The sequence below is a fragment of the Caulobacter vibrioides OR37 genome, assembly GCF_000372645.1.
GTDB classification, from domain to species: domain Bacteria; phylum Pseudomonadota; class Alphaproteobacteria; order Caulobacterales; family Caulobacteraceae; genus Caulobacter; species Caulobacter vibrioides_E.
This window is the reverse complement of the sequence record NZ_APMP01000005.1, coordinates 181623-199151: the sequence shown is the minus strand read 5'-3', so window position 1 is coordinate 199151 and position 17529 is coordinate 181623. Positions and strand designations below refer to the sequence as shown.

The 17529-nt window shown below is 66.7% G+C and carries 17 protein-coding genes; 8 read left to right on the top strand and 9 right to left on the bottom strand.

What is annotated here, in order from left to right:
* Positions 1–5 precede the first annotated feature (5 nt).
* Both hslU and hslV read right to left on the bottom strand, forming a co-directional pair.
* Positions 6–1298: an ATP-dependent protease ATPase subunit HslU gene (hslU, locus tag OR37_RS06980; protein WP_004617453.1), complete on the bottom strand. Its 1293-nt coding sequence runs from the start codon at positions 1296–1298 to the stop codon at positions 6–8.
* Complete coding sequence (gene hslV, locus OR37_RS06975) at positions 1298–1912, bottom strand: ATP-dependent protease subunit HslV (RefSeq protein ID WP_165570579.1); 615 nt, start codon at positions 1910–1912, stop codon at positions 1298–1300. Before hslV ends, hslU begins: the two co-directional genes overlap by 1 nt.
* Positions 1913–1917: 5 nt before the next feature.
* Here hslV and OR37_RS06970 point away from each other — a divergent pair, with 5 nt between their 5' ends.
* The 3 genes from OR37_RS06970 (at position 1918) to OR37_RS06960 (ending at position 5274) form a co-directional block, all read left to right on the top strand.
* On the top strand, positions 1918–2655 hold the full coding sequence (locus OR37_RS06970; RefSeq protein ID WP_004617450.1) for a HesA/MoeB/ThiF family protein: 738 nt from the start codon (positions 1918–1920) through the stop codon (positions 2653–2655).
* 63 nt (positions 2656–2718) lie between these two features.
* Positions 2719–3678 carry an alpha/beta fold hydrolase gene (locus OR37_RS06965; protein WP_004617448.1) on the top strand — a complete coding sequence of 320 codons (960 nt, stop codon included), beginning with the start codon at positions 2719–2721 and terminating at the stop codon, positions 3676–3678.
* Between the two features lie 81 nt (positions 3679–3759).
* Complete coding sequence (locus tag OR37_RS06960) at positions 3760–5274, top strand: acetyl-CoA hydrolase/transferase family protein (RefSeq protein WP_004617446.1); 1515 nt, start codon at positions 3760–3762, stop codon at positions 5272–5274.
* Here the strand turns inward: OR37_RS06960 and OR37_RS06955 are convergent.
* Entirely contained in the window at positions 5271–7271 is a 2001-nt protein-coding gene (locus OR37_RS06955; RefSeq protein WP_004617444.1) for an alpha/beta hydrolase family protein, read from the bottom strand. The two genes, OR37_RS06960 and OR37_RS06955, sit on opposite strands and share 4 nt — an antisense overlap.
* Before the next feature lie 86 nt (positions 7272–7357).
* Entirely contained in the window at positions 7358–8344 is a 987-nt protein-coding gene (locus OR37_RS06950; protein WP_004617442.1) for a 2-hydroxyacid dehydrogenase, read from the bottom strand.
* A gap of 72 nt (positions 8345–8416) precedes the next feature.
* On the opposite strand from OR37_RS06950, the gene OR37_RS06945 reads away from it, so the two are divergent.
* From OR37_RS06945 to OR37_RS06930, 4 genes are all read left to right on the top strand, one after another.
* Positions 8417–8953: an SH3 domain-containing protein gene (locus tag OR37_RS06945; protein WP_004617440.1), complete on the top strand. Its 537-nt coding sequence runs from the start codon at positions 8417–8419 to the stop codon at positions 8951–8953.
* 80 nt (positions 8954–9033) lie between these two features.
* On the top strand, positions 9034–9546 hold the full coding sequence (gene fabA, locus OR37_RS06940; RefSeq protein WP_004617438.1) for a 3-hydroxyacyl-[acyl-carrier-protein] dehydratase FabA: 513 nt from the start codon (positions 9034–9036) through the stop codon (positions 9544–9546).
* Between the two features lie 132 nt (positions 9547–9678).
* Complete coding sequence (gene fabB / locus OR37_RS06935) at positions 9679–10890, top strand: beta-ketoacyl-ACP synthase I (RefSeq protein WP_004617436.1); 1212 nt, start codon at positions 9679–9681, stop codon at positions 10888–10890.
* A gap of 66 nt (positions 10891–10956) precedes the next feature.
* Complete coding sequence (locus tag OR37_RS06930) at positions 10957–11772, top strand: enoyl-ACP reductase FabI (protein ID WP_004617434.1); 816 nt, start codon at positions 10957–10959, stop codon at positions 11770–11772.
* Positions 11773–11826: 54 nt separating this feature from the next.
* Here the strand turns inward: OR37_RS06930 and OR37_RS06925 are convergent, their stop codons facing one another.
* The 3 genes from OR37_RS06925 to OR37_RS06915 are packed head-to-tail and all read right to left on the bottom strand — an operon-like array spanning position 11827 to position 15185.
* Positions 11827–12435, bottom strand: coding sequence for a TetR/AcrR family transcriptional regulator (locus tag OR37_RS06925; RefSeq protein WP_004617431.1), 609 nt, complete (start codon positions 12433–12435; stop codon positions 11827–11829).
* Positions 12435–14069: a DHA2 family efflux MFS transporter permease subunit gene (locus OR37_RS06920; protein ID WP_004617429.1), complete on the bottom strand. Its 1635-nt coding sequence runs from the start codon at positions 14067–14069 to the stop codon at positions 12435–12437. The genes OR37_RS06925 and OR37_RS06920 overlap by 1 nt, the downstream gene beginning before the upstream one ends.
* A 12-nt stretch (positions 14070–14081) precedes the next feature.
* Positions 14082–15185 carry an HlyD family secretion protein gene (locus OR37_RS06915; RefSeq protein ID WP_004617427.1) on the bottom strand — a complete coding sequence of 368 codons (1104 nt, stop codon included), beginning with the start codon at positions 15183–15185 and terminating at the stop codon, positions 14082–14084.
* A 443-nt stretch (positions 15186–15628) separates the two neighbouring features.
* Here OR37_RS06915 and OR37_RS21780 point away from each other — a divergent pair, with 443 nt between their 5' ends.
* Positions 15629–15739, top strand: coding sequence for a hypothetical protein (locus tag OR37_RS21780; RefSeq protein ID WP_419144069.1), 111 nt, complete (start codon positions 15629–15631; stop codon positions 15737–15739).
* Here the strand turns inward: OR37_RS21780 and dut are convergent.
* Both dut and coaBC read right to left on the bottom strand, forming a co-directional pair.
* Positions 15736–16203 carry a dUTP diphosphatase gene (gene dut, locus OR37_RS06910; RefSeq protein ID WP_004617423.1) on the bottom strand — a complete coding sequence of 156 codons (468 nt, stop codon included), beginning with the start codon at positions 16201–16203 and terminating at the stop codon, positions 15736–15738. The two genes, OR37_RS21780 and dut, sit on opposite strands and share 4 nt — an antisense overlap.
* A gap of 66 nt (positions 16204–16269) precedes the next feature.
* Positions 16270–17481 (bottom strand): bifunctional phosphopantothenoylcysteine decarboxylase/phosphopantothenate--cysteine ligase CoaBC, encoded by a 1212-nt coding sequence (gene coaBC, locus OR37_RS06905; RefSeq protein WP_004617421.1) that lies wholly within the window; start codon positions 17479–17481, stop codon positions 16270–16272.
* Between the last annotated feature and the right edge of the window lie 48 nt (positions 17482–17529).

Here is a 17529-nt window from a genome sequence, read left to right as displayed (position 1 = left end):
ACTGATCACAGAATAAACCGGCTCAGATCCGCGTTGGCCGCCAGCGCCCCGACCCGCTCGGTCACATAGGCCTTGTCGATGGTCACGGTCTCGCCGCCCCGGTCGGCGGCGGTGAAGCTGATCTCCTCGACCACCTTTTCCATGATCGTCTGCAAGCGGCGGGCGCCGATGTTCTCGACCGAGGCGTTCACGGCCACGGCCGCGTCGGCCAGGGCGTCGATCGCCTCGTCGGTGAAGGCGAGCGCGACGTCCTCGGTCGCCATCAGCGCCTGATGCTGACGGATCAGGTTGGCTTCCGGCTCGGTCAGGATCCGACGCATGTCGTCGCGGGAGAGACCTTTCAGCTCGACGCGGATCGGCAGGCGGCCCTGCAGTTCGGGCAGCAGGTCCGACGGCTTGGCCACGTGGAAGGCGCCCGAGGCGATGAACAGGATGTGGTCGGTCTTCACCGGCCCGTACTTGGTCGAGACGGTCGTGCCCTCTATCAGCGGCAAGAGGTCGCGCTGCACGCCTTCGCGCGAGACGTCCGCGCCCGAGCGTTGCGAGGAGCTGGCGACCTTGTCGATCTCGTCCAGGAAGACGATGCCGTGGTTCTCGGCCAGCTCCAGGGCTTCCTGCGTCAGGGCCTCCTGGTCCAGCAGCTTGTCGCTTTCCTCGGCGATCAGCGGAGTCCAGGCGGCCGAGACGGTGGTCTTGTGGGTCTTGGTGCGTCCGCCGCCCAGCGACTTCATCATGTCCGACAGGTTGAACACCGCCGCGCCCGGCTGGCCCGGAATCTCGAAGGTCTGGCCGCCGCTGTCGGCCAACTGCAGCTCGATTTCCTTGTCGTCCAGCTCGCCGGCGCGGATCTTCTTGCGGAAGGCCTCGCGGGCGGCGGTCGAGCCGGGGCCGGTGAGCGAGTCGAGGATCCGCTCCTCGGCGGCGGCCTCGGCCTTGGCGCGAACGGAGGCCCGGCGCTTGTCGCGGACCATGGCCAGCGCGCTTTCGACGAGGTCGCGGACGATCTGGTCGACGTCGCGGCCGACATAGCCGACCTCGGTGAACTTGGTGGCCTCGACCTTGAGGAACGGAGCCTGGGCGAGCTTGGCCAGGCGACGGGCGATCTCGGTCTTGCCAACGCCGGTCGGACCGATCAGCAGAATGTTCTTCGGCGTCACCTCGTCGCGCAGGTCGGCCGGTACGCGGCGGCGGCGCCAGCGGTTGCGCAAAGCCACGGCGACAGCCTTCTTGGCCTCGGCGTGGCCGACGATGTAGCGGTCCAGCTCGGAGACGATCTCGCGGGGCGAAAACTCGGTCATTACAGGCTTTCGACGGTCAGGTTGCCGTTGGTGTAGACGCAGATCTCGGCGGCGATGCCCATCGCCTTGCGGGCGATCTGCTCGGCCGAAAGATCCTGATCGATCAAGGCCTTGCCCGCCGCCAGGGCGTAGTTGCCGCCCGAGCCGATGGCCGCCACCGCGTTTCCGTCGCCGCTCTCGCCTGGTTCCAGCACGTCGCCGACGCCGGTGACGGTGTAGATGGCGGTCTTGTCGGCGACCAGCAGCATGGCCTCCAGCCGACGCAGGTAGCGGTCGGTGCGCCAGTCCTTGGCCAGGTCGACGCAGGCCCGGGCCAGTTGGTCCGGATACTGTTCCAGCTTGGCCTCAAGGCGCTCGATCAGGGTGAAGGCGTCGGCCGTGGCGCCGGCGAACCCCGCCACCACCTTGCCGCCCGCCAGACGACGGACCTTGCGGGCGTTGCCCTTGACGACGGTCTGGCCCATGGAGACCTGTCCGTCGCCGGCGATCACGGTCTGACCGTTCTTGCGCACCGCCAGAATGGTCGTGCCGTGCCAGTCAGGAAAAGAGCTGGCGGGGAAGGAAGTCGAACTTTGCATGGCTTCGCATGTGGCGAGGCCGGGTCGGAGGGTCAAGCGCCATGAGTTTTTCGGAAAGCGAAGTCGAGCGCTACGCCCGCCATCTGGTGCTGCGCGAGGTAGGCGGTCCAGGTCAGCAGAAACTGAAGGCCGCGAGGGTTCTGGTGGTCGGGGCGGGGGGGCTCGGCGCGCCGGCGTCGCTCTATCTGGCCGCGGCGGGGGTCGGGACCATCGGCCTCGTCGATCCCGACGCGGTGTCGCTGTCGAACCTGCAGCGCCAGGTGCTGTACGCGACCGGCGACGTCGGCCGGCCCAAGGTCGAGGCGGCGGTCGACCGGCTGGAGGCGCTGAACCCCCATGTCAGGGTCGAGCCCCATCCGGTATGGCTCGACGCCGCCAACGCCGACGAGCTCGTGGCGCGGTATGACCTCGTCCTGGACGGCACGGACGATTTCGCCACCCGCTTCGCCGTCAGCGATGCTTGCGTCGCGCGAGGCAAGCCGCTGGTCAGCGGAGCCTTGGGCCGTTGGACCGGCCAGGTCGGTGTGTTCCACGGCCGGCCCTGCTATCGTTGCCTGGTGCCGCAGGTTCCGCCCGACGCCGAGACCTGCGCCTTGGTCGGTGTGGTCGGCGCCTTGGCCGGGATCATCGGGTCGATGATGGCGCTGGAGACCGTCAAGCTGATCACCGGCGCGGGCGAGCCCTTGTCGGGCAAGCTTCTGATCCATGACGCCCTTTCCGCAGAGAGCCGGACCGTCCGGATCGGCGCCGATCCGCATTGTCCTTCGTGCGCGGCTTGACGATCGCGAAAGAACGGCGTTCGTTGACGTCTGACAGCGATGTCCAGATCGCGGGGAGGCGAGATGAGGGCGCTGGCCAGGGGACTGATCACCACGCTTTTGCTGATCGCCGGGCTGGCGGCGGCGGGATGGCTGTTGCTGCGCCGTCCGGACATTCCCTATGCGACGCTCGAGGCGCGGTATGGCTATGCCGACTCGCGCTACATGGACCTGCCGGGCGGGGTGCGGGCGCACTACCGCGACCTGGGGCCGCGCGACGCGCCGGCGCTGGTGCTGGTCCACGGCTTCGCCGCCTCGACGCACGCCTGGGACGCCTGGGCCGATAAGCTGTCCAAGACGTACCGGGTTGTGGTGCTCGATCTGCCTGGCCACGGCCTGACCCGAACCTCCGAAGGCTACGCGGTGGGGCGGGACGGCTTCGAGACGGTGGTCGACCAGTTGACCCGGCGGCTGGGCCTGGAGCGCTTTACCCTCGGCGGCAACTCGATGGGCGGCGCCGTGGCCTGGGCCTACGCCGTTGACCATCCGGACCGGGTGCGCCGCCTGATCCTGGTCGACGCCGCGGGGTGGCCAAGGACCGACAAGGGCGGGGCCATGGTCTTTCGGGTCCTGGGCAATCCGGTCGGTCGCCGGGTGATGCGCGATCTCGACATCCGGCCCTTGATCACCCAGGGGCTGCGCGCGGCCTATGTCGATCCCAAGCTGGTGACGCCGGCCTTGGTCGACCGGTATGTCGAACTGTCCCGCGCGCCGGGCCATCGCGACATCATGATGGGTCTGCAGGCTGGACCCCGGCGCGAGGCGACCGCCTCGGCGCTGGCGGCGATCCACGCGCCTACCCTGGTGATGTTCGGCGAGGACGACCGGCTGATCCCCGCCGCCGATGGCGAGAAGTTCCGTCAGGCCATACCCGGCGCCACCCTCATCCTCTACCCGAGCGTCGGCCATGTGCCGATGGAGCAGATTCCGGACCGCTCGCGCGCCGATCTGGAGACCTGGCTGGCGGCCCATCCGGCTTCTTGACGGCGGCTCCGCGTTTCTACGGATCAAGACAAGAGGCGTTTGACAGTCTAGGTCGCCTCGTTCTCAGAGGGAGGCGTCGAGATGAGTGGTTCGCGGATCGGGCTGGAGGCCCTGAAGGCCAAGGTCATGCCGGCCGAGGCCGCCGCCGCCCTGATCGCCCCGGGCGAGACGGTGGGCATGAGCGGCTTCACCGGCTCGGGCTATCCCAAGGCCGCGCCGATGGCCCTGGCGCGCCGGATCGAGGCCGCGCACGCGGCGGGCGACCCCTTCCGTCTGCGGGTCTGGACCGGCGCCTCGACCGGGCCGGAGTTGGATGGCGCGCTGGCCAAGGCCGATGGCATAGAGTTCCGACTGCCCTACAATTCCGACCCCATCGCGCGCGAGAAGATCAATCGCGGCGAGATGGACTATTTCGACATGCACCTCAGCCAAGTCGCGCCGATGGCCTGGCAAGGGTTCCTGGGACCGTTGGACACGGCGATCATCGAGGTCAGCGGCGTCCGGCCCGACGGCTCCCTGATCCCGTCCTCGTCCGTGGGCAACAACAAGACCTGGATCGACCGCGCCTCGAAGGTGATCCTCGAGGTAAACCGTTGGCAGAACCCGGCGCTGGAAGGGATGCATGACATCTACTACGGCACGGCCCTGCCGCCGAGCCGCGTACCGATCCCGCTGGTCCGCCCCGACGACCGCATCGGCGAGGCCTATTTCCGCTGCGATCCGGACAAGGTCGTGGCGGTGGTCGAGACCGACGCGCCCGATCGCAACCTGCCGTTCGACGCCCCGGGCGAGGACCACCGCGCCATCGCCGGTCACTTGCTGGAATTCTTCCGCCACGAGGTCGCGCGCGGTCGTCTGCCGGCCAGCCTGCTGCCCTTGCAGTCGGGCGTGGGCAACATCGCCAATGCCGTGATGTCGGGCCTGGTCGACGGGCCGTTCGAGGGCATGACCGCCTATACCGAGGTGCTGCAGGACGGGATGCTGGACCTGATGGAGTCGGGCAAGCTGCTGACCGCCTCGGCCACCGCCTTCTCGCTGAGCCCCGAAGCGGCGGCGACCCTGAACGCCGACATGGCGCGCTTCCGCGATCGCCTGGTCCTGCGGCCGCAGGAGATCAGCAACCATCCCGAGTTGATCCGGCGGCTGGGCTGCATCGCCATGAACGGGATGATCGAGGCCGATATCCACGGGGCCGTGAACTCGACTCACCTGATGGGCTCGCGCATCCAGAACGGCATCGGCGGCAGCGGGGACTTCGCCCGCAACGCCTATGTCTCGATCTTCATGGCCCCTTCGGTCGCCAAGGGCGGCAGGATCTCGACGATCGTGCCCAAGACCCCGCACGTCGATCACATCAACCAGGACGTCCAGATCCTGGTCACCGAACAGGGCCTGGCCGACCTGCGCGGGCTCTCGCCCCGCCAGCGGGCCGAGGTCATCATCGAGAACTGCTCGCACCCGGACTACCGGCCCGCCCTGAAGGACTACCTGATTCGCGCCCGGCGCGACTCGTATGGCCAGCAGTCCCCGACCCTCCTGGCCGAGGCCTTCGCCTGGCATCAGCGGTTCATCGAGACGGGCGACATGCGCGGTTAGGCGAAGGCCTTGGCGATGTGGTCGATAGAGCGCCTAGTCATCAGCCGATGGTTCTCTGTCCGCCACTTTGGATGGCCTTCGGTTGGGTATTCGAAATAATCGACCTTTCGCCCTGCGGATCTTAACGCACGGAGCATAGTGCGCGACTGTTCTACGCCAACTATGCCGTCAAGCGCGCCATGCTGCAGCAACACGGGGGCTTGGATCGACTTAGCCTGTAGGGCCGGCGAGGCGGCGATCATCAGATCTCTATTCCGGTCCGGGTCGCCGATCTGCCCCTTCCAGTAGGCGAACGCCAACGAGTCCGAACCTTCAATCCGACGGGTGATATTCAAGCTTTCGAACAGGTCTGCGTCGCCGGCAATCGACACAACGGCCTTGTATCGCGTCGGCGTCTTCACCGCTCCCATCAGAGCGGCGTATCCACCGTAACTGATGCCGCAGATTGCTATTTTCTTCTCATCGATCGAACCGCGTTGCAGGACGGCAGCGAGCGCATCTTCGATGTCGTTCTGCATCAAGTCGCCCCAATGGAGTTTTCCAGCTTCGGCGAATCGGCGGCCCTGGCCGGACGAGCCGCGAAAGTTGACTTGCAAAACTCGCCAGCCTTGAACGGCAAACGATTGAACGAGCTCATCGAACGCAAAATAGTCCCGGGCTTCTGGGCCGCCGTGTGGAAACACCACCAAGGGCGTGGGAGTCGTCTCCGCCCCCGCGGGGACAGTCAAATAGGCGGTGAGCTTTAGGCCGTCCCGACTGACGATCTTGATGATCTCCATAAGGCCCAGCTTGCTCGGTGGGAGGTCTGGCCGATCAACCGCAATCGGCTGGAGCTTCGTGGCCTTGCGGTCGTATAGCCAGAATGACCCGGGATGCTGCGGGCCGCTGACCCAGAAGATGAAACGCGAAAAGTCGCTTGAGAAATCGGTCAGCTTTACGTTAGCGTTGCTACGAAAATATCCGCAGATGGCCTGATAATGTTTGGATAGGTCAGGATCCTTGAAGCGGTAAGCGAGGCGATCTTCCCACCATGAAGTAGCTACGAGTGCTCCGTTAGAATCGACGACGCAGCCCGTGACATCATACTCGGGGTGCTCGTCGAGAACTGGACCTGTTTGAAGGTATCTGACGTCAAACGTCCGAATAGTCGCTCGGTCTTCGCCGCCCGATCCATCGACGGATGCATATAGCACGCCTGGCGTCTCGGAGGGCCCCAAGAACCGCATACCGGCCAGCTTCTCGTACTGGTCTCGGCGGAATTTCTTGAAAAAGCTCCATTCTTTTCCACCGGGTGGGCGGGCGAATACGGAGACGGTGGAACCGTTGGAGTCGAGTCTCAGGACTGCTGCGCCATTTTGGGTTATCCAGCCGTCGGTGTCGTTAGCGCCCAACTCAAGGAGCGTGGCGTCTCCGCTGTGTATGTTGACTTTATATAGGGCTTGAACACGATGAAGGTCGTTCCAGGCCTGCATAAGAATGCAGTCTGGACTATCGCTCTTCAGGTCGACGACAGAACCCAAGTTTCGTCGTCGGCTCATAGCCGTAGATTGATTGGCGAATAGTACGGCAAGGTTGCCGCCATCTCGATCGAGCGCAATGACCCGACGCGTATACTCAACAAGGGTATCGCCTTTCCAGACAATGCCGACAGTCTTTCCAGACGCGTCCTTGTCAAGCAAAACCCAGACCAGAAGACGCTGATCATTGACCCATGAGACCCGCTCTACCTCGCAGTCCCCTAGGAGGGCTACCTGGGGTTCGGCGTTCACCTGGTCGGCATTGGAGAAGGTGACGACAGCCTTGCGCTGCTTGCCTTCGCGGATGACCCGAAGCACGGCTATTCGTCCGCCGTCGGGCGAAATCGCGGCATCGACGATATTTGGTTCGGCCAGAACGGCGTCCAATAGAAACGACGAATCGTTCGCCTTGGCCTGATCGAACCCCGGCAACATCAGCGCAGCGCTTGCCGCCCCGATGGATTGACGCCGCGTGAGCACAACGCACCTCTAGAAGCTGTCGCCGACGATCAGTCAATCTCTACGATTGCTTAGCTTCCGAGGCAATCAGGAGTCTCTGCGGACCCTCAAAGCATCGCCGGGATCACCCGGTCCGGCGGCCGGTGGCCGTCCATGAAGGTCTTCACATTGACGATGACCTTCTCGCCCATGTCGACGCGGCCCTCGACCGTCGCCGAGCCCATGTGCGGCAGCAGGACCACGTTGGGCAGTTTCAGGAGCTTGGGGTTGATGGCCGGCTCGTGTTCGTACACGTCCAGGCCCGCGCCGGCGATTTCGCCCTTGGCCAGCATGTTGGCCAGGGCCCCTTCGTCGATCACCTCGCCGCGCGCGGTGTTGACCAGGATGGCGTGCGGTCGCAGCAGCTTCAGCCGGCGGGCCGACAGCAGGTGATAGGTGGCCGGAGTGTGCGGGCAGTTGACCGACACGAAGTCCATCCGGGCCAGCATCTGGTCGAGGCTTTCCCAATAGGTGCAGCCCAGTTCCTCGGCGATGCGCGGGCTGACGGGCTTGCGGTTATGGTAGTGGACCTGCATCCCGAAGGCCTTGGCGCGGCGAGCCACGGCCTGGCCGATGCGGCCCATGCCGATGATGCCCAGGCGCTTGCCCCACAGGCGGCGACCCAGCATCCAGGTCGGCGCCCAGCCCTGGAAGCCGCCGGCCTTGACGACCTCGGCGCCTTCGACGATCCGGCGCGAGGCGGCCATGATCAGGGTCATGGTCAGGTCGGCGGTGTCCTCGGTGAGAACCCCCGGCGTATTGGTGACGATGATGCCGCGCGCATTGGCCGTGGCGACGTCGATATTGTCGACCCCGGCCCCGAAATTCGCGATCAGCTTGAGCCGGTCGCCGGATCGCGACAGAAGGCGCGAGTCGATGCGATCGGTGATCGTCGGCACCAGAACGTCGGCGCGGCTCATCGCGTCGACGAGTTCATCGGCCGTCAAGGGTTTGTCGGAAACGTTGAGTTCCGTGTCGAACAATTCGCACATCCGCGTCTCCACCGGATCGGGGAGTTTGCGGGTGACGATGACTTTGAGCTTGCGGGCGGCCATGGGCGGTTTGAAAAGCTCTCACTGACGGGCGTTCAAAAGCTGTAGCAAAGGGGCCCGAGGGGGCCAAGCAACATGCCGTCGAATTTGAAACATCGTTCGTTCCAGGCCGCTTTCGGCGCGCTTCTGACGGGTTTCGTCGTGCTGGGCGTCGGTCCGGCCCGGGCGGACGGCCCCAAGATCACCCCGTCGGGGCTCGAGGTGCCTCGTTACGTTTCGTTGAAATACGACCAGGTCAACGCCCGAAACGGTCCGGACGAGGCGCATCAACTTCTGTGGATCTACCACGCCAAAGGGATGCCGGTTCAGGTGGTGGCCGAAACGCGCGAATGGCGGCGGGTTTGCGATCCCGAGGGCGGCCTGGCCTGGGTGCACAAGCGCACGACCGACGGCCGTCGCACGGCGATGCGGGTCCAGCCCACGACCCTGCCCCTGCTGGGATCGCCCAAGGAGGGCGCCAAGGTCACCGCCTATCTGAAGGGGCGCGCGGTGGCGGCGCTCGACAAATGCGACAAGGGCTGGTGCAAGCTGCGGGCCGACGGCGCCGCCGGCTGGGCCAAGGAAAGCGACATTTGGGGCGCCGACCCGGCCGTCCAGTGCCACAAGAATTAGGAGAGATCCCGCCTGCTCGCGAAACGGGGATGACAGGGAAACGTTGAGGCCCGACCCGACCCCGTGCTAGGGCGTGCCTCATGCAGAAGAACGCCTACACCTACGAAGAACTTCTGGCCTGCGGCCGAGGCGAGCTGTTTGGTCCCGGAAACGCCCAGTTGCCGGCGCCGCCTATGCTGATGTTCGACCGGATCGTCCGGATCGAGTCCGAGGGCGGCAAGTACGGCAAGGGCTATGTCGAGGCCGAGTTCGATATCAACCCGGACCTGTGGTTCTTCGATTGCCACTTCATCGGCGATCCGGTCATGCCCGGCTGCCTGGGCCTGGACGCCATGTGGCAGCTGGTCGGCTTCTTCCTCGGCTGGTCGGGCGCGCCCGGCCGCGGCCGCGCCCTGGGCGTCGGCGAGGTCAAGTTCACCGGCCAGGTCACGCCGGCCGTGAAGAAGGTCGTCTACAAGATCGACCTGAAACGGGTCATCCTGCGCAAACTCGTCATGGGAATCGGCGAAGGCGTGATGGAAGCCGACGGCAAGGTGATCTACGAAACCAAGGACCTGAAGGTCGGATTGTTCACGCCCGAACAGATGGGTTGATCCGTTAGACGAGACCGGTCGTTCCTTAGAGCGTGGCAGCCGAAGATGGATATCCGTTTCGGCGACCGCCGCGCCCCGAGGATCGAAAGAACCGGCCCCTGACGGATGGAAGGGGAGAAGAGGATTTAAGATATGCGACGCGTCGTCGTCACCGGACTGGGTATCGTCTCGTCCATCGGCAACAACGCCGACGAGGTTCTGGCTTCGCTGCGCGAGGCCAAGTCCGGCGTGATCGCCGCTCCGGAATATGCCGAGCTGGGATTCCGCTGCCAGGTTCACGCCGCGCCGCAAATCGCGTGGGAGTCGATGGTCGACCGTCGCGCGTCGCGCTTCCTGTCGCCGGGCACGGCCTACGCCCACATCGCCATGGAACAGGCGATCGCCGACTCCGGGCTCTCGGAGGCCGAGATTTCCCATGAACGCACTGGCCTGATCGTCGGCTCTGGCGGTCCCTCGACCCGCGTCATCGTCGAGGCCGCCGCCACGACTCGCGAGAAGGGCCCCAAGCGGATCGGCCCGTTCGCCGTGCCCAAGGCCATGAGCTCGGGACCATCGGCGGTGCTGTCGACCTGGTTCAAGATCCGCGGGATCAACTATTCGATCAGCTCGGCCTGCGCGACCAGCGCCCACTGCATCGGCGCGGGCGCCGAGCAGATCCAGATGGGCAAGCAGGACATCATCTTCGCCGGGGGCTGCGAGGAACTGGACTGGACCCTGTCGAACCTGTTCGACGCCATGGGCGCGATGAGCAGCAACTTCAACGACCGCCCGGCGGTGGCCAGCCGCGCCTATGACAAGGCGCGGGACGGCTTCGTGATCGCCGGCGGCGCCGGGATCGTGGTGTTGGAAGAGTACGAGCACGCCAAGGCGCGCGGGGCCAAGATCTACGGCGAATTGGTCGGCTACGCCGCCAATTCCGACGGCTACGACATGGTCGCGCCGTCCGGCGAGGGCGCGGCGCGCTGCATGAAGCTGGCCATGGCCGACGCGGGCAACCGGACCATCGATTATCTGAACCCGCACGGCACCTCGACGCCGGTCGGCGACAGCAAGGAGATGGGCGCGGTGCGCGAGGTGTTCGGCGACAAGCCGCCGATGATCTCGTCGACCAAGTCCCTGACCGGCCACAGCCTGGGCGCGGCCGGGGCGCAGGAGGCCATCTACTCGATCCTGATGCTCGACAACGGCTTCGCGGCCGAAAGCGCCCATATCGAGGAGCTGGACCCCGAGTTCGCCGACCTGCCGATCCTGCGTCAGCGCGTCGACAAGCCGCTGGAAACGGTGATGTCCAATAGCTTCGGCTTCGGCGGCACCAACGGGACCCTGATCTTCAGCAAGGCCTGACGGGTTTCGCCAGCACGCCCGCCCTGCTATTCGGCGGACAACGATTTTCCAAAGAGGGCCCGACACATGGCCGACGATTACGCGTTCCCCAAGGGCGAGCTGATGCGGGGCAAGAAGGGCCTCGTCATGGGCGTGGCCAACCACAACTCGATCGCCTGGGGCATCGCCAGCCAGCTGGCCGCCCAAGGCGCCGAGATGGCCTTCACCTATCAGGGCGAAGAGCTGGAGCGTCGCGTGCGCCCGCTGGCCGAGAGCATCGGCGTCAAGACGATGATCCCGGCCGACGTCACCGACGACGCCTCGATGGACGCGGCCTTCGCCGAGATCGAGAAGGTCTTCGGGACCCTCGACTTCGTCGTTCACTCGGTCGCCTTCGCCAACAAGAACGAACTGAAGGGTTCGTTCGTGGACAACACCACCCGCGAAGGCTTCCTGCTGGCCATGAACATCTCGGCCTTCAGCTTCGTGGACGTCGCCAGGCGCGCATCCAAGCTGATGCCGAACGGCGGTTCGCTGATCACCATGACCTATCTGGGGTCGGAGCGGACCATCCCGAACTACAACACCATGGGCGTGGCCAAGGCGGCCCTAGAGGCCTCGACCCGCTATATCGCTCGCGACCTAGGCCCCAAGGGCATCCGCGCCAACGCCATCTCGGCCGGCGCCATGCGCACCCTGGCCCTGGCCGGCATCTCGGGCGGCCGCGGCATGATCGCTCAGGGCCGCGCGTTCTCGGCCATGAAGGAAGACACCTCCATGGAGGGCGTCGCCGGTTGCGCCCTGTGGCTGGTCTCGGATCTTGGCAAGTCGACCACGGGCGAAGTCGTCCACGTCGACGCCGGCTTCCACATGATGGGGATGCCCGAGCCGGACGAGGCGTAAGCCTTCGGGACCGAAGCCTCGTCCTGAGCTTGCCGAAGGACGAGGGCGGCTCGGCTACGGCGCATAGGCCTTCATGAAACGGGCGGCCGCCTCCTTCGCGAGTCGGCCGTACTCTTCCTGGGTCTTTTCGGAAGGCAGCCGCAGCAGTGACCGTAGCTGGCTGTGGCCCATGACCATGCCGGAAAAGAACTCGGCGGCCTGGTCGAAGTCTTCGACCTTCAGGCGGCCCAGCTCGGTCTCGGTCTTCAGGAACGCGGCCAGTTGGCGCCGGGCGCTGAGGGGACCGGCCTCATAGACCTCCTTGGCCACGTCGGGGAGTTCGCCCGAGCCCAGGATGATCACCCGCATCATCGAATAACGCTTGGTGGTGATCACCGTCTCCAACACCGAGCGGGCGTAGGCCTCCAGCGCCTCGGCCGGATTTTCGACCGCGCCAGGCTCGCGGAGCGGCGCGGTGATCGCTTCCACGCGCCGTTGCATCAGAGCCCGCATCAGCTCGGCCTTGGAGCCGTAGTGATTATAGACCGTCTGCTTGGAGACCCCGGCGCGGCGGGCGATCGCCTCCATCGGGGCGGCCAGGCCTCGCTCTCCGATCACCTCGACGGCGGCGTCTAGGATGGCCTCGGTCTTGGCCTGGTCGATCTGTCCGGGGACGCGCGGCATCAGTGGGCGTCCGAAGGGGGTGGCGGGGCGTTCTTGACCGGCGCGGCCAGCAGCGACACGCCGGCCGCGATGAAGCAGCCGATGGCCAGCACCGTGAAGCTGTCGCCGAACGCCAGCACCGTCGCCTGCTGTTGCAGCATCCCCCCGATCGCCTTGCGCGCCGCGCCGCTCGGATCGACGACGCCCAGCTGCGTCATCCGCTCGCCGAGGCCCGCCATCATGCCCGCCGCGGCGCCGCCCTGGGTCAGCTTGGAGGTCAGGTCGTTGTAGTACAGCGCGGTCTGCTGCGTGATCGAGGTCGCCAGCAAGGCCAGACCGATGGCGCCGCCGGTGTTGCGCGACAGGTTCACCAGGCCCGACGCGTTCTTGATCATCTGGGGGGGCAGGGTGCTCATGGTGATCTGTTGGGTGGCGATCATGGCGATCATCACGCCGACGCCCCGGCACGCCTGGACGCCCGCGAATTCCCAGAAACCCCAGTCCTTGGTCACGCCATGGGCCATGTACATGCCAAAGCCGGCCAGCGCGAAGCCGATGCACATCGGTGCGCGGGGGTCCATCTTGCGCACCAGGCGGCCGGCCAGCGGGCCGGTGGCGAACATCGACAGGCCCGAGACGATCATCGTCGTGCCAACCTCCGACGCGGAATAGTGGCGCACCCGGCCCAGAAACTGCGGCAGCAGGAAGGTGCCGCCGAACAGGCTGGCGCCCGAGACGGCGGTCATCATTACGCCGACGGTGAAGTTGCGGTTGGCGAAGGCCCGCAGCTCGACGATCGGATTTTTGTAGGTCAGCTGGCGCCAGATGAAGGTCACACCGCCCAGAACCGCCACCACGGTCAGCCACAGGATGCCGGCGTCGTCGAACCAGTCGTCCTTGGCGCCTTCCTCAAGCACGTACTGCATGCTCATCAGGAAAATCGCCATGACGATCAGGCCAAACCAGTCGAAGCCCTTGGCCAAGCTGGGGTCGCCCTTGTCGAAATCGCCCCAACGGGCCACGCCGAACAGCACGAGGAGGCCGGTCGGCACGTTGATGAAGAACAGCCAGCGCCAGCTCAGCGCCTCGGTCAGATGGCCGCCCAGGGTGGGGCCGACGGTCGGGGCCAGGGTGACGATCAGCCCCATGATCACGCTGGCGGTCACCCGCCGTTCGGGCGGGAAGGCGGTAAAGGCGGTGGCGAAGACCGTCGGGATCATCGCGCCGCCAATGAAGCCCTGAAGGGCGCGGGTCAGGATCATCATGTCGATCGATGAGCTGAGGCCCGTCAGCACGCTCATGACGATGAAGCCCAGGCACGAGGCCAGATAGAGCCTCTGGGTGCCCCATAGCCGCGACAGGTACCCCGACAGCGGGATCATCACGACCTCGGGGATCAGATAGGCGGTCTGGATCCAGCTGACCTGATCGGTGCTGGCGCCGACGCCGGCCTGGATCTGGGGCAGCGAGGCCGCGACGATCTGGATGTCCAGGATGGCCATGAACTGGCCGATGACCATGGCTCCGAAGCCAAGGAACAGCTTGGTCCAGTTCACCTGGGCCGGCGCGCTCGCCGCGCCGGCCGGCCGGACGGGAGCGGATCGCGCCGGTGGTCCGTTCGGCGCGCCGTCAGCGGGGGGAGCGGCGTCCGTCATGGCCGGTCCGCCTTAGCGGTCCACGCCCTGGCGGGCGACGCGCGGAGCGATCTGGCCGGCCTCGGCGAACGAGGGGCCCGAGCGGTCGCGGACGTCGACCTTGACCTCGACCGACAGCCCCGGGCGCAACGCCGCGCCCAACTGGCCGCGGTCGACGACGATCTTGACCGGCAGGCGCTGGGTGATCTTGGTAAAGTTGCCGACCGCGTTCTCGACCGGGATCAGCGCGAACTCCTGGCCGGTGGCCGGGGCGAAGCTGTCGACCTTGCCGACGATCTTCTGTTTGCCGAAGGCGTCGGCCTTCAACTCGACGCGCTGGCCGACCCGGATCCGGGCGACCTGGGTCTCCTTGAAGTTGGCCACGACATAGGCCTGGCCCAGCGGCACGACCGACATCAGCGCGACGCCGGGCTGAACCAGCTGGCCCGGGCGGACCGAGCGCGCGCCGACCACCCCGGCGACCGGGGCCTTGATCACGGTGCGCTCGAGATCGAGCTTGGCGGCCTCGACGGCGGCATGGGCGGCGGCGGCCTGAGCCACGGCCTGGGCCTTGGCCGAGCCCAGCGACTGGGCGGCCCGTTTTTCGGCCTCCAGCGCGGCCTGGGCGCTGGAGACGCCGGCGGCGGACTGGGTCGCGGCCGCGCGCGTGGTCTGGACCTTCTGCTGCGAAACCCAGCCCTGCCGGGCCAGGGCGTCGTAGCGGTCGAGATCGGCCTTTGCGCGTCCGGCGTCGGCCTGGGCGCTCGTCACGCCGGCGACCCGCTGGGCGATCATCGCCTGTTCCAAATTGCTCTTGTCGTCGATGGCGCGGACGGCCGCGTCGGCGGCGCCGGCGTTGGCGATGGCTTGGTCCAAACGGGCCTGGAAGGTCGACGGATCGATCTTGGCCAGCACCTGGCCGGGCTCGACCCGCTGGTTGTCTGCGACCAGAACCTCGGCCACGTAACCGCTGACCTGGGGGCTGACCTGGACGGTGTCGGCCTCGACGAAGGCGTTGTCGGTGCTTTCGTAGTGCTGCTTGTCGAGGAACCACAGGGTTCCGCCCGTGGCCACGGCGATGACCGCGACGCCGCCCGCGAGCATCGGAACCAGCTTCTTCCTGTCTGACGCCGCCATGATCCGACCCCCTGTTCCGCGAAGCGCGGCAACGCGCCGGATATCGACGTCGGCCGTGCGCTTCAAGGGATAAATGGACGGGTTCGTCCATAAATCAATGCCTGGGCCGCGGGGGTCTCTGGCTGCACGGATTAGAGCATTTTCCGATAAGTGTGAAACGGTTATCGGATCGAAAAATGCTCTAAACTTTTGATTTAGAGCCCCTTTTTATCCGATCTGATTGGATCAATCAGATCGGAAAGGGCTCTAGGCGCCGGTCCGCGACAGCGGGTCGCAATTCCCTCTTCTGTCGGAATCACGACACAGTGGGTCCGCTTCCCGACCGCAACCCCACGGCCGCGAGCGCGTATCTCCTAAGGCGCCTGTTCGCGCCGGTTCCGTCATGGTCACAGGAGGTTCCGATGAAGGCTCAACCGTCCTTGGGCGAGGCGCCGGCGTCGACGATGGACATCATCCGTCCGGTGCTTTGGCTGGCGGCCGCCGCCTTCGCCACCGGCTTTGGGGGTTACCTGATGCTGGTCCCCCACGCGATCCGCCCAGTGGCGAACCTCTAAACGCCCGTCGAGCCGAACCCGCCCGCGCCGCGCTCCGTCGCGTCCAGGTCATCGACCTCGACCAGCGGCCATTGCGGCGCGGCCGCGATGATCCCCTGGGCGATGCGGTCGCCCCGACGGATGGCGAAGTCCTCCTCGCCCAGATTGATCAGCAGCACGCAGACCTGGCCGCGATAGTCGCTGTCGACGGTGCCCGGCGCGTTGACCACGGTGACGCCGTTCTTGAAGGCCAGGCCCGAGCGTGGGCGCACCTGCATCTCGTAACCGTCCGGGATCGCCACCGAGAAGCCGGTCGGGACCATGGCCCGCGCGCCAGGCTTGAGAACCAGGGTCTCGCCCTCGGGCGCCGCCGCGCGCAGGTCGAAGCCCGCCGCGCCGCTCGAGGCGTAGGCCGGGACCGGCAGGTCGGGATTGCCTTCCCAGCGCTTGAAGCGGATGACGAGGCCGGCGGGGATGGCGGACATGCGGGCGGATCCTTCTGAAGAGCCGCCCGGCTTTAGCTGATTTGCCGGGCCTCGGGCCAGGGCCCCTTAAGCGAGCGCGGCGGCGATCCGCTGGGCGATCCGCGCCGCCACCTGATCCTTGGCCGCCCGGTCCCAGCGCTCGACACTGTCCTTGGTCACCAACAGCACGGCGTTCTCGCCCCCGCCCATCACGCCGGGCTCGGTGACGTCGTTGGCGATGATCCAGTCGCAGCCCTTGCGCGCCAGCTTGGCGCGGGCGTGGTCCTCGACATGGTCGGTCTCGGCCGCGAAGCCGATGACCAGCTTGGGCCGGTTTGGACCCGTGGCGGACAGCGTCGCCAGGATGTCGGGGTTCTCGACGAAGGTCAGGGCCGGCGGGCCGCCCTTTTCCTTCTTCAGCTTGGTTCCGAACGCCTCGTCCACGCGCCAGTCGGCGACGGCGGCCACGAAGACGCCGACATCGGCGGGCAGGGCGGCCTGGCTGGCGGCCAGCATCTGGCGGGCGGTCTCGACGTCCACGCGCTTGACGCCCGCGGGGGTCGGCAGGGCGACGGGTCCGGCCACCAGGGTCACCTCGGCGCCGAGCTTGGCCAGGGCCTCGGCGATCGCGAAGCCCTGCTTGCCGCTGGAGCGGTTGGTGATCCCGCGCACCGGGTCGATCGGCTCGAAGGTCGGGCCCGCCGTGACCAGGGCGCGTTTGCCGGTCAGTGGGCGCGCGGCGGGGCCTTCCAGCAGCGCGATGATCGCCGCGAAGATCTCTTCCGGCTCGGCCAGGCGGCCGGGTCCGAACTCGCCGCAGGCCATGGCGCCGTCGTCCGGTCCGACGAAGGCGACGCCGTCGGCCTTCAGGGTCGCGATGTTGCGCTGGGTGGCCGGGTGCAGCCACATCCGAACGTTCATCGCCGGGGCCATCAGCACCGGCTTGTCGGTGGCCAGCAGGGTGGTGGAGGCCAGGTCGCCGGCCAGGCCGTTGGCCGCCTTGGCGATCAGGTCGGCCGTCGCGGGGACCACGACGATCAGGTCGGCCGAGCGCGACAGCTCGATATGGCCCATCTCGTGCTCGTCGGTCAGCGAGAAGAGCTCCTGGTAGACCTTGTCCTCGGCGAGCGCGGCCAGGGACAGGGGCGTCACGAATTCCGCGCCCGCCTTGGTCAGGATCGGCCGCACGCCGACGCCGGCCTTGCGCAGCAGCCGGATCAGCGGCAGCGCCTTGTAGGCCGCCACGCCGCCGCCGACGATCAGGAGAACCCGCCTGTCGTTCGAGGTCTTGCCGCTCACGTCGCGCTCCGCTGGCTCGTGTTTCGTTCCGTCCAGCACATGCCCATG

What these genes read in the sequence shown, in the direction of transcription:
- hslU (WP_004617453.1), bottom strand. Translation starts at nt 1,298, where the DNA reads ATGACCGAGTTTTCGCCCCGCGAGATCGTCTCCGAGCTGGACCGCTAC.
- OR37_RS06920 (WP_004617429.1), bottom strand. Translation starts at nt 14,069, where the DNA reads ATGACGGACGCCGCTCCCCCCGCTGACGGCGCGCCGAACGGACCACCG.
- OR37_RS21780 (WP_419144069.1), top strand. Translation starts at nt 15,629, where the DNA reads ATGGACATCATCCGTCCGGTGCTTTGGCTGGCGGCCGCCGCCTTCGCC.
- OR37_RS06915 (WP_004617427.1), bottom strand. Translation starts at nt 15,185, where the DNA reads ATGGCGGCGTCAGACAGGAAGAAGCTGGTTCCGATGCTCGCGGGCGGC.
- dut (WP_004617423.1), bottom strand. Translation starts at nt 16,203, where the DNA reads ATGTCCGCCATCCCCGCCGGCCTCGTCATCCGCTTCAAGCGCTGGGAA.
- fabA (WP_004617438.1), top strand. Translation starts at nt 9,034, where the DNA reads ATGCAGAAGAACGCCTACACCTACGAAGAACTTCTGGCCTGCGGCCGA.
- fabB (WP_004617436.1), top strand. Translation starts at nt 9,679, where the DNA reads ATGCGACGCGTCGTCGTCACCGGACTGGGTATCGTCTCGTCCATCGGC.
- OR37_RS06930 (WP_004617434.1), top strand. Translation starts at nt 10,957, where the DNA reads ATGGCCGACGATTACGCGTTCCCCAAGGGCGAGCTGATGCGGGGCAAG.
- OR37_RS06925 (WP_004617431.1), bottom strand. Translation starts at nt 12,435, where the DNA reads ATGCCGCGCGTCCCCGGACAGATCGACCAGGCCAAGACCGAGGCCATC.
- OR37_RS06970 (WP_004617450.1), top strand. Translation starts at nt 1,918, where the DNA reads ATGAGTTTTTCGGAAAGCGAAGTCGAGCGCTACGCCCGCCATCTGGTG.
- OR37_RS06960 (WP_004617446.1), top strand. Translation starts at nt 3,760, where the DNA reads ATGAGTGGTTCGCGGATCGGGCTGGAGGCCCTGAAGGCCAAGGTCATG.
- OR37_RS06965 (WP_004617448.1), top strand. Translation starts at nt 2,719, where the DNA reads ATGAGGGCGCTGGCCAGGGGACTGATCACCACGCTTTTGCTGATCGCC.
- OR37_RS06945 (WP_004617440.1), top strand. Translation starts at nt 8,417, where the DNA reads ATGCCGTCGAATTTGAAACATCGTTCGTTCCAGGCCGCTTTCGGCGCG.
- OR37_RS06950 (WP_004617442.1), bottom strand. Translation starts at nt 8,344, where the DNA reads ATGGCCGCCCGCAAGCTCAAAGTCATCGTCACCCGCAAACTCCCCGAT.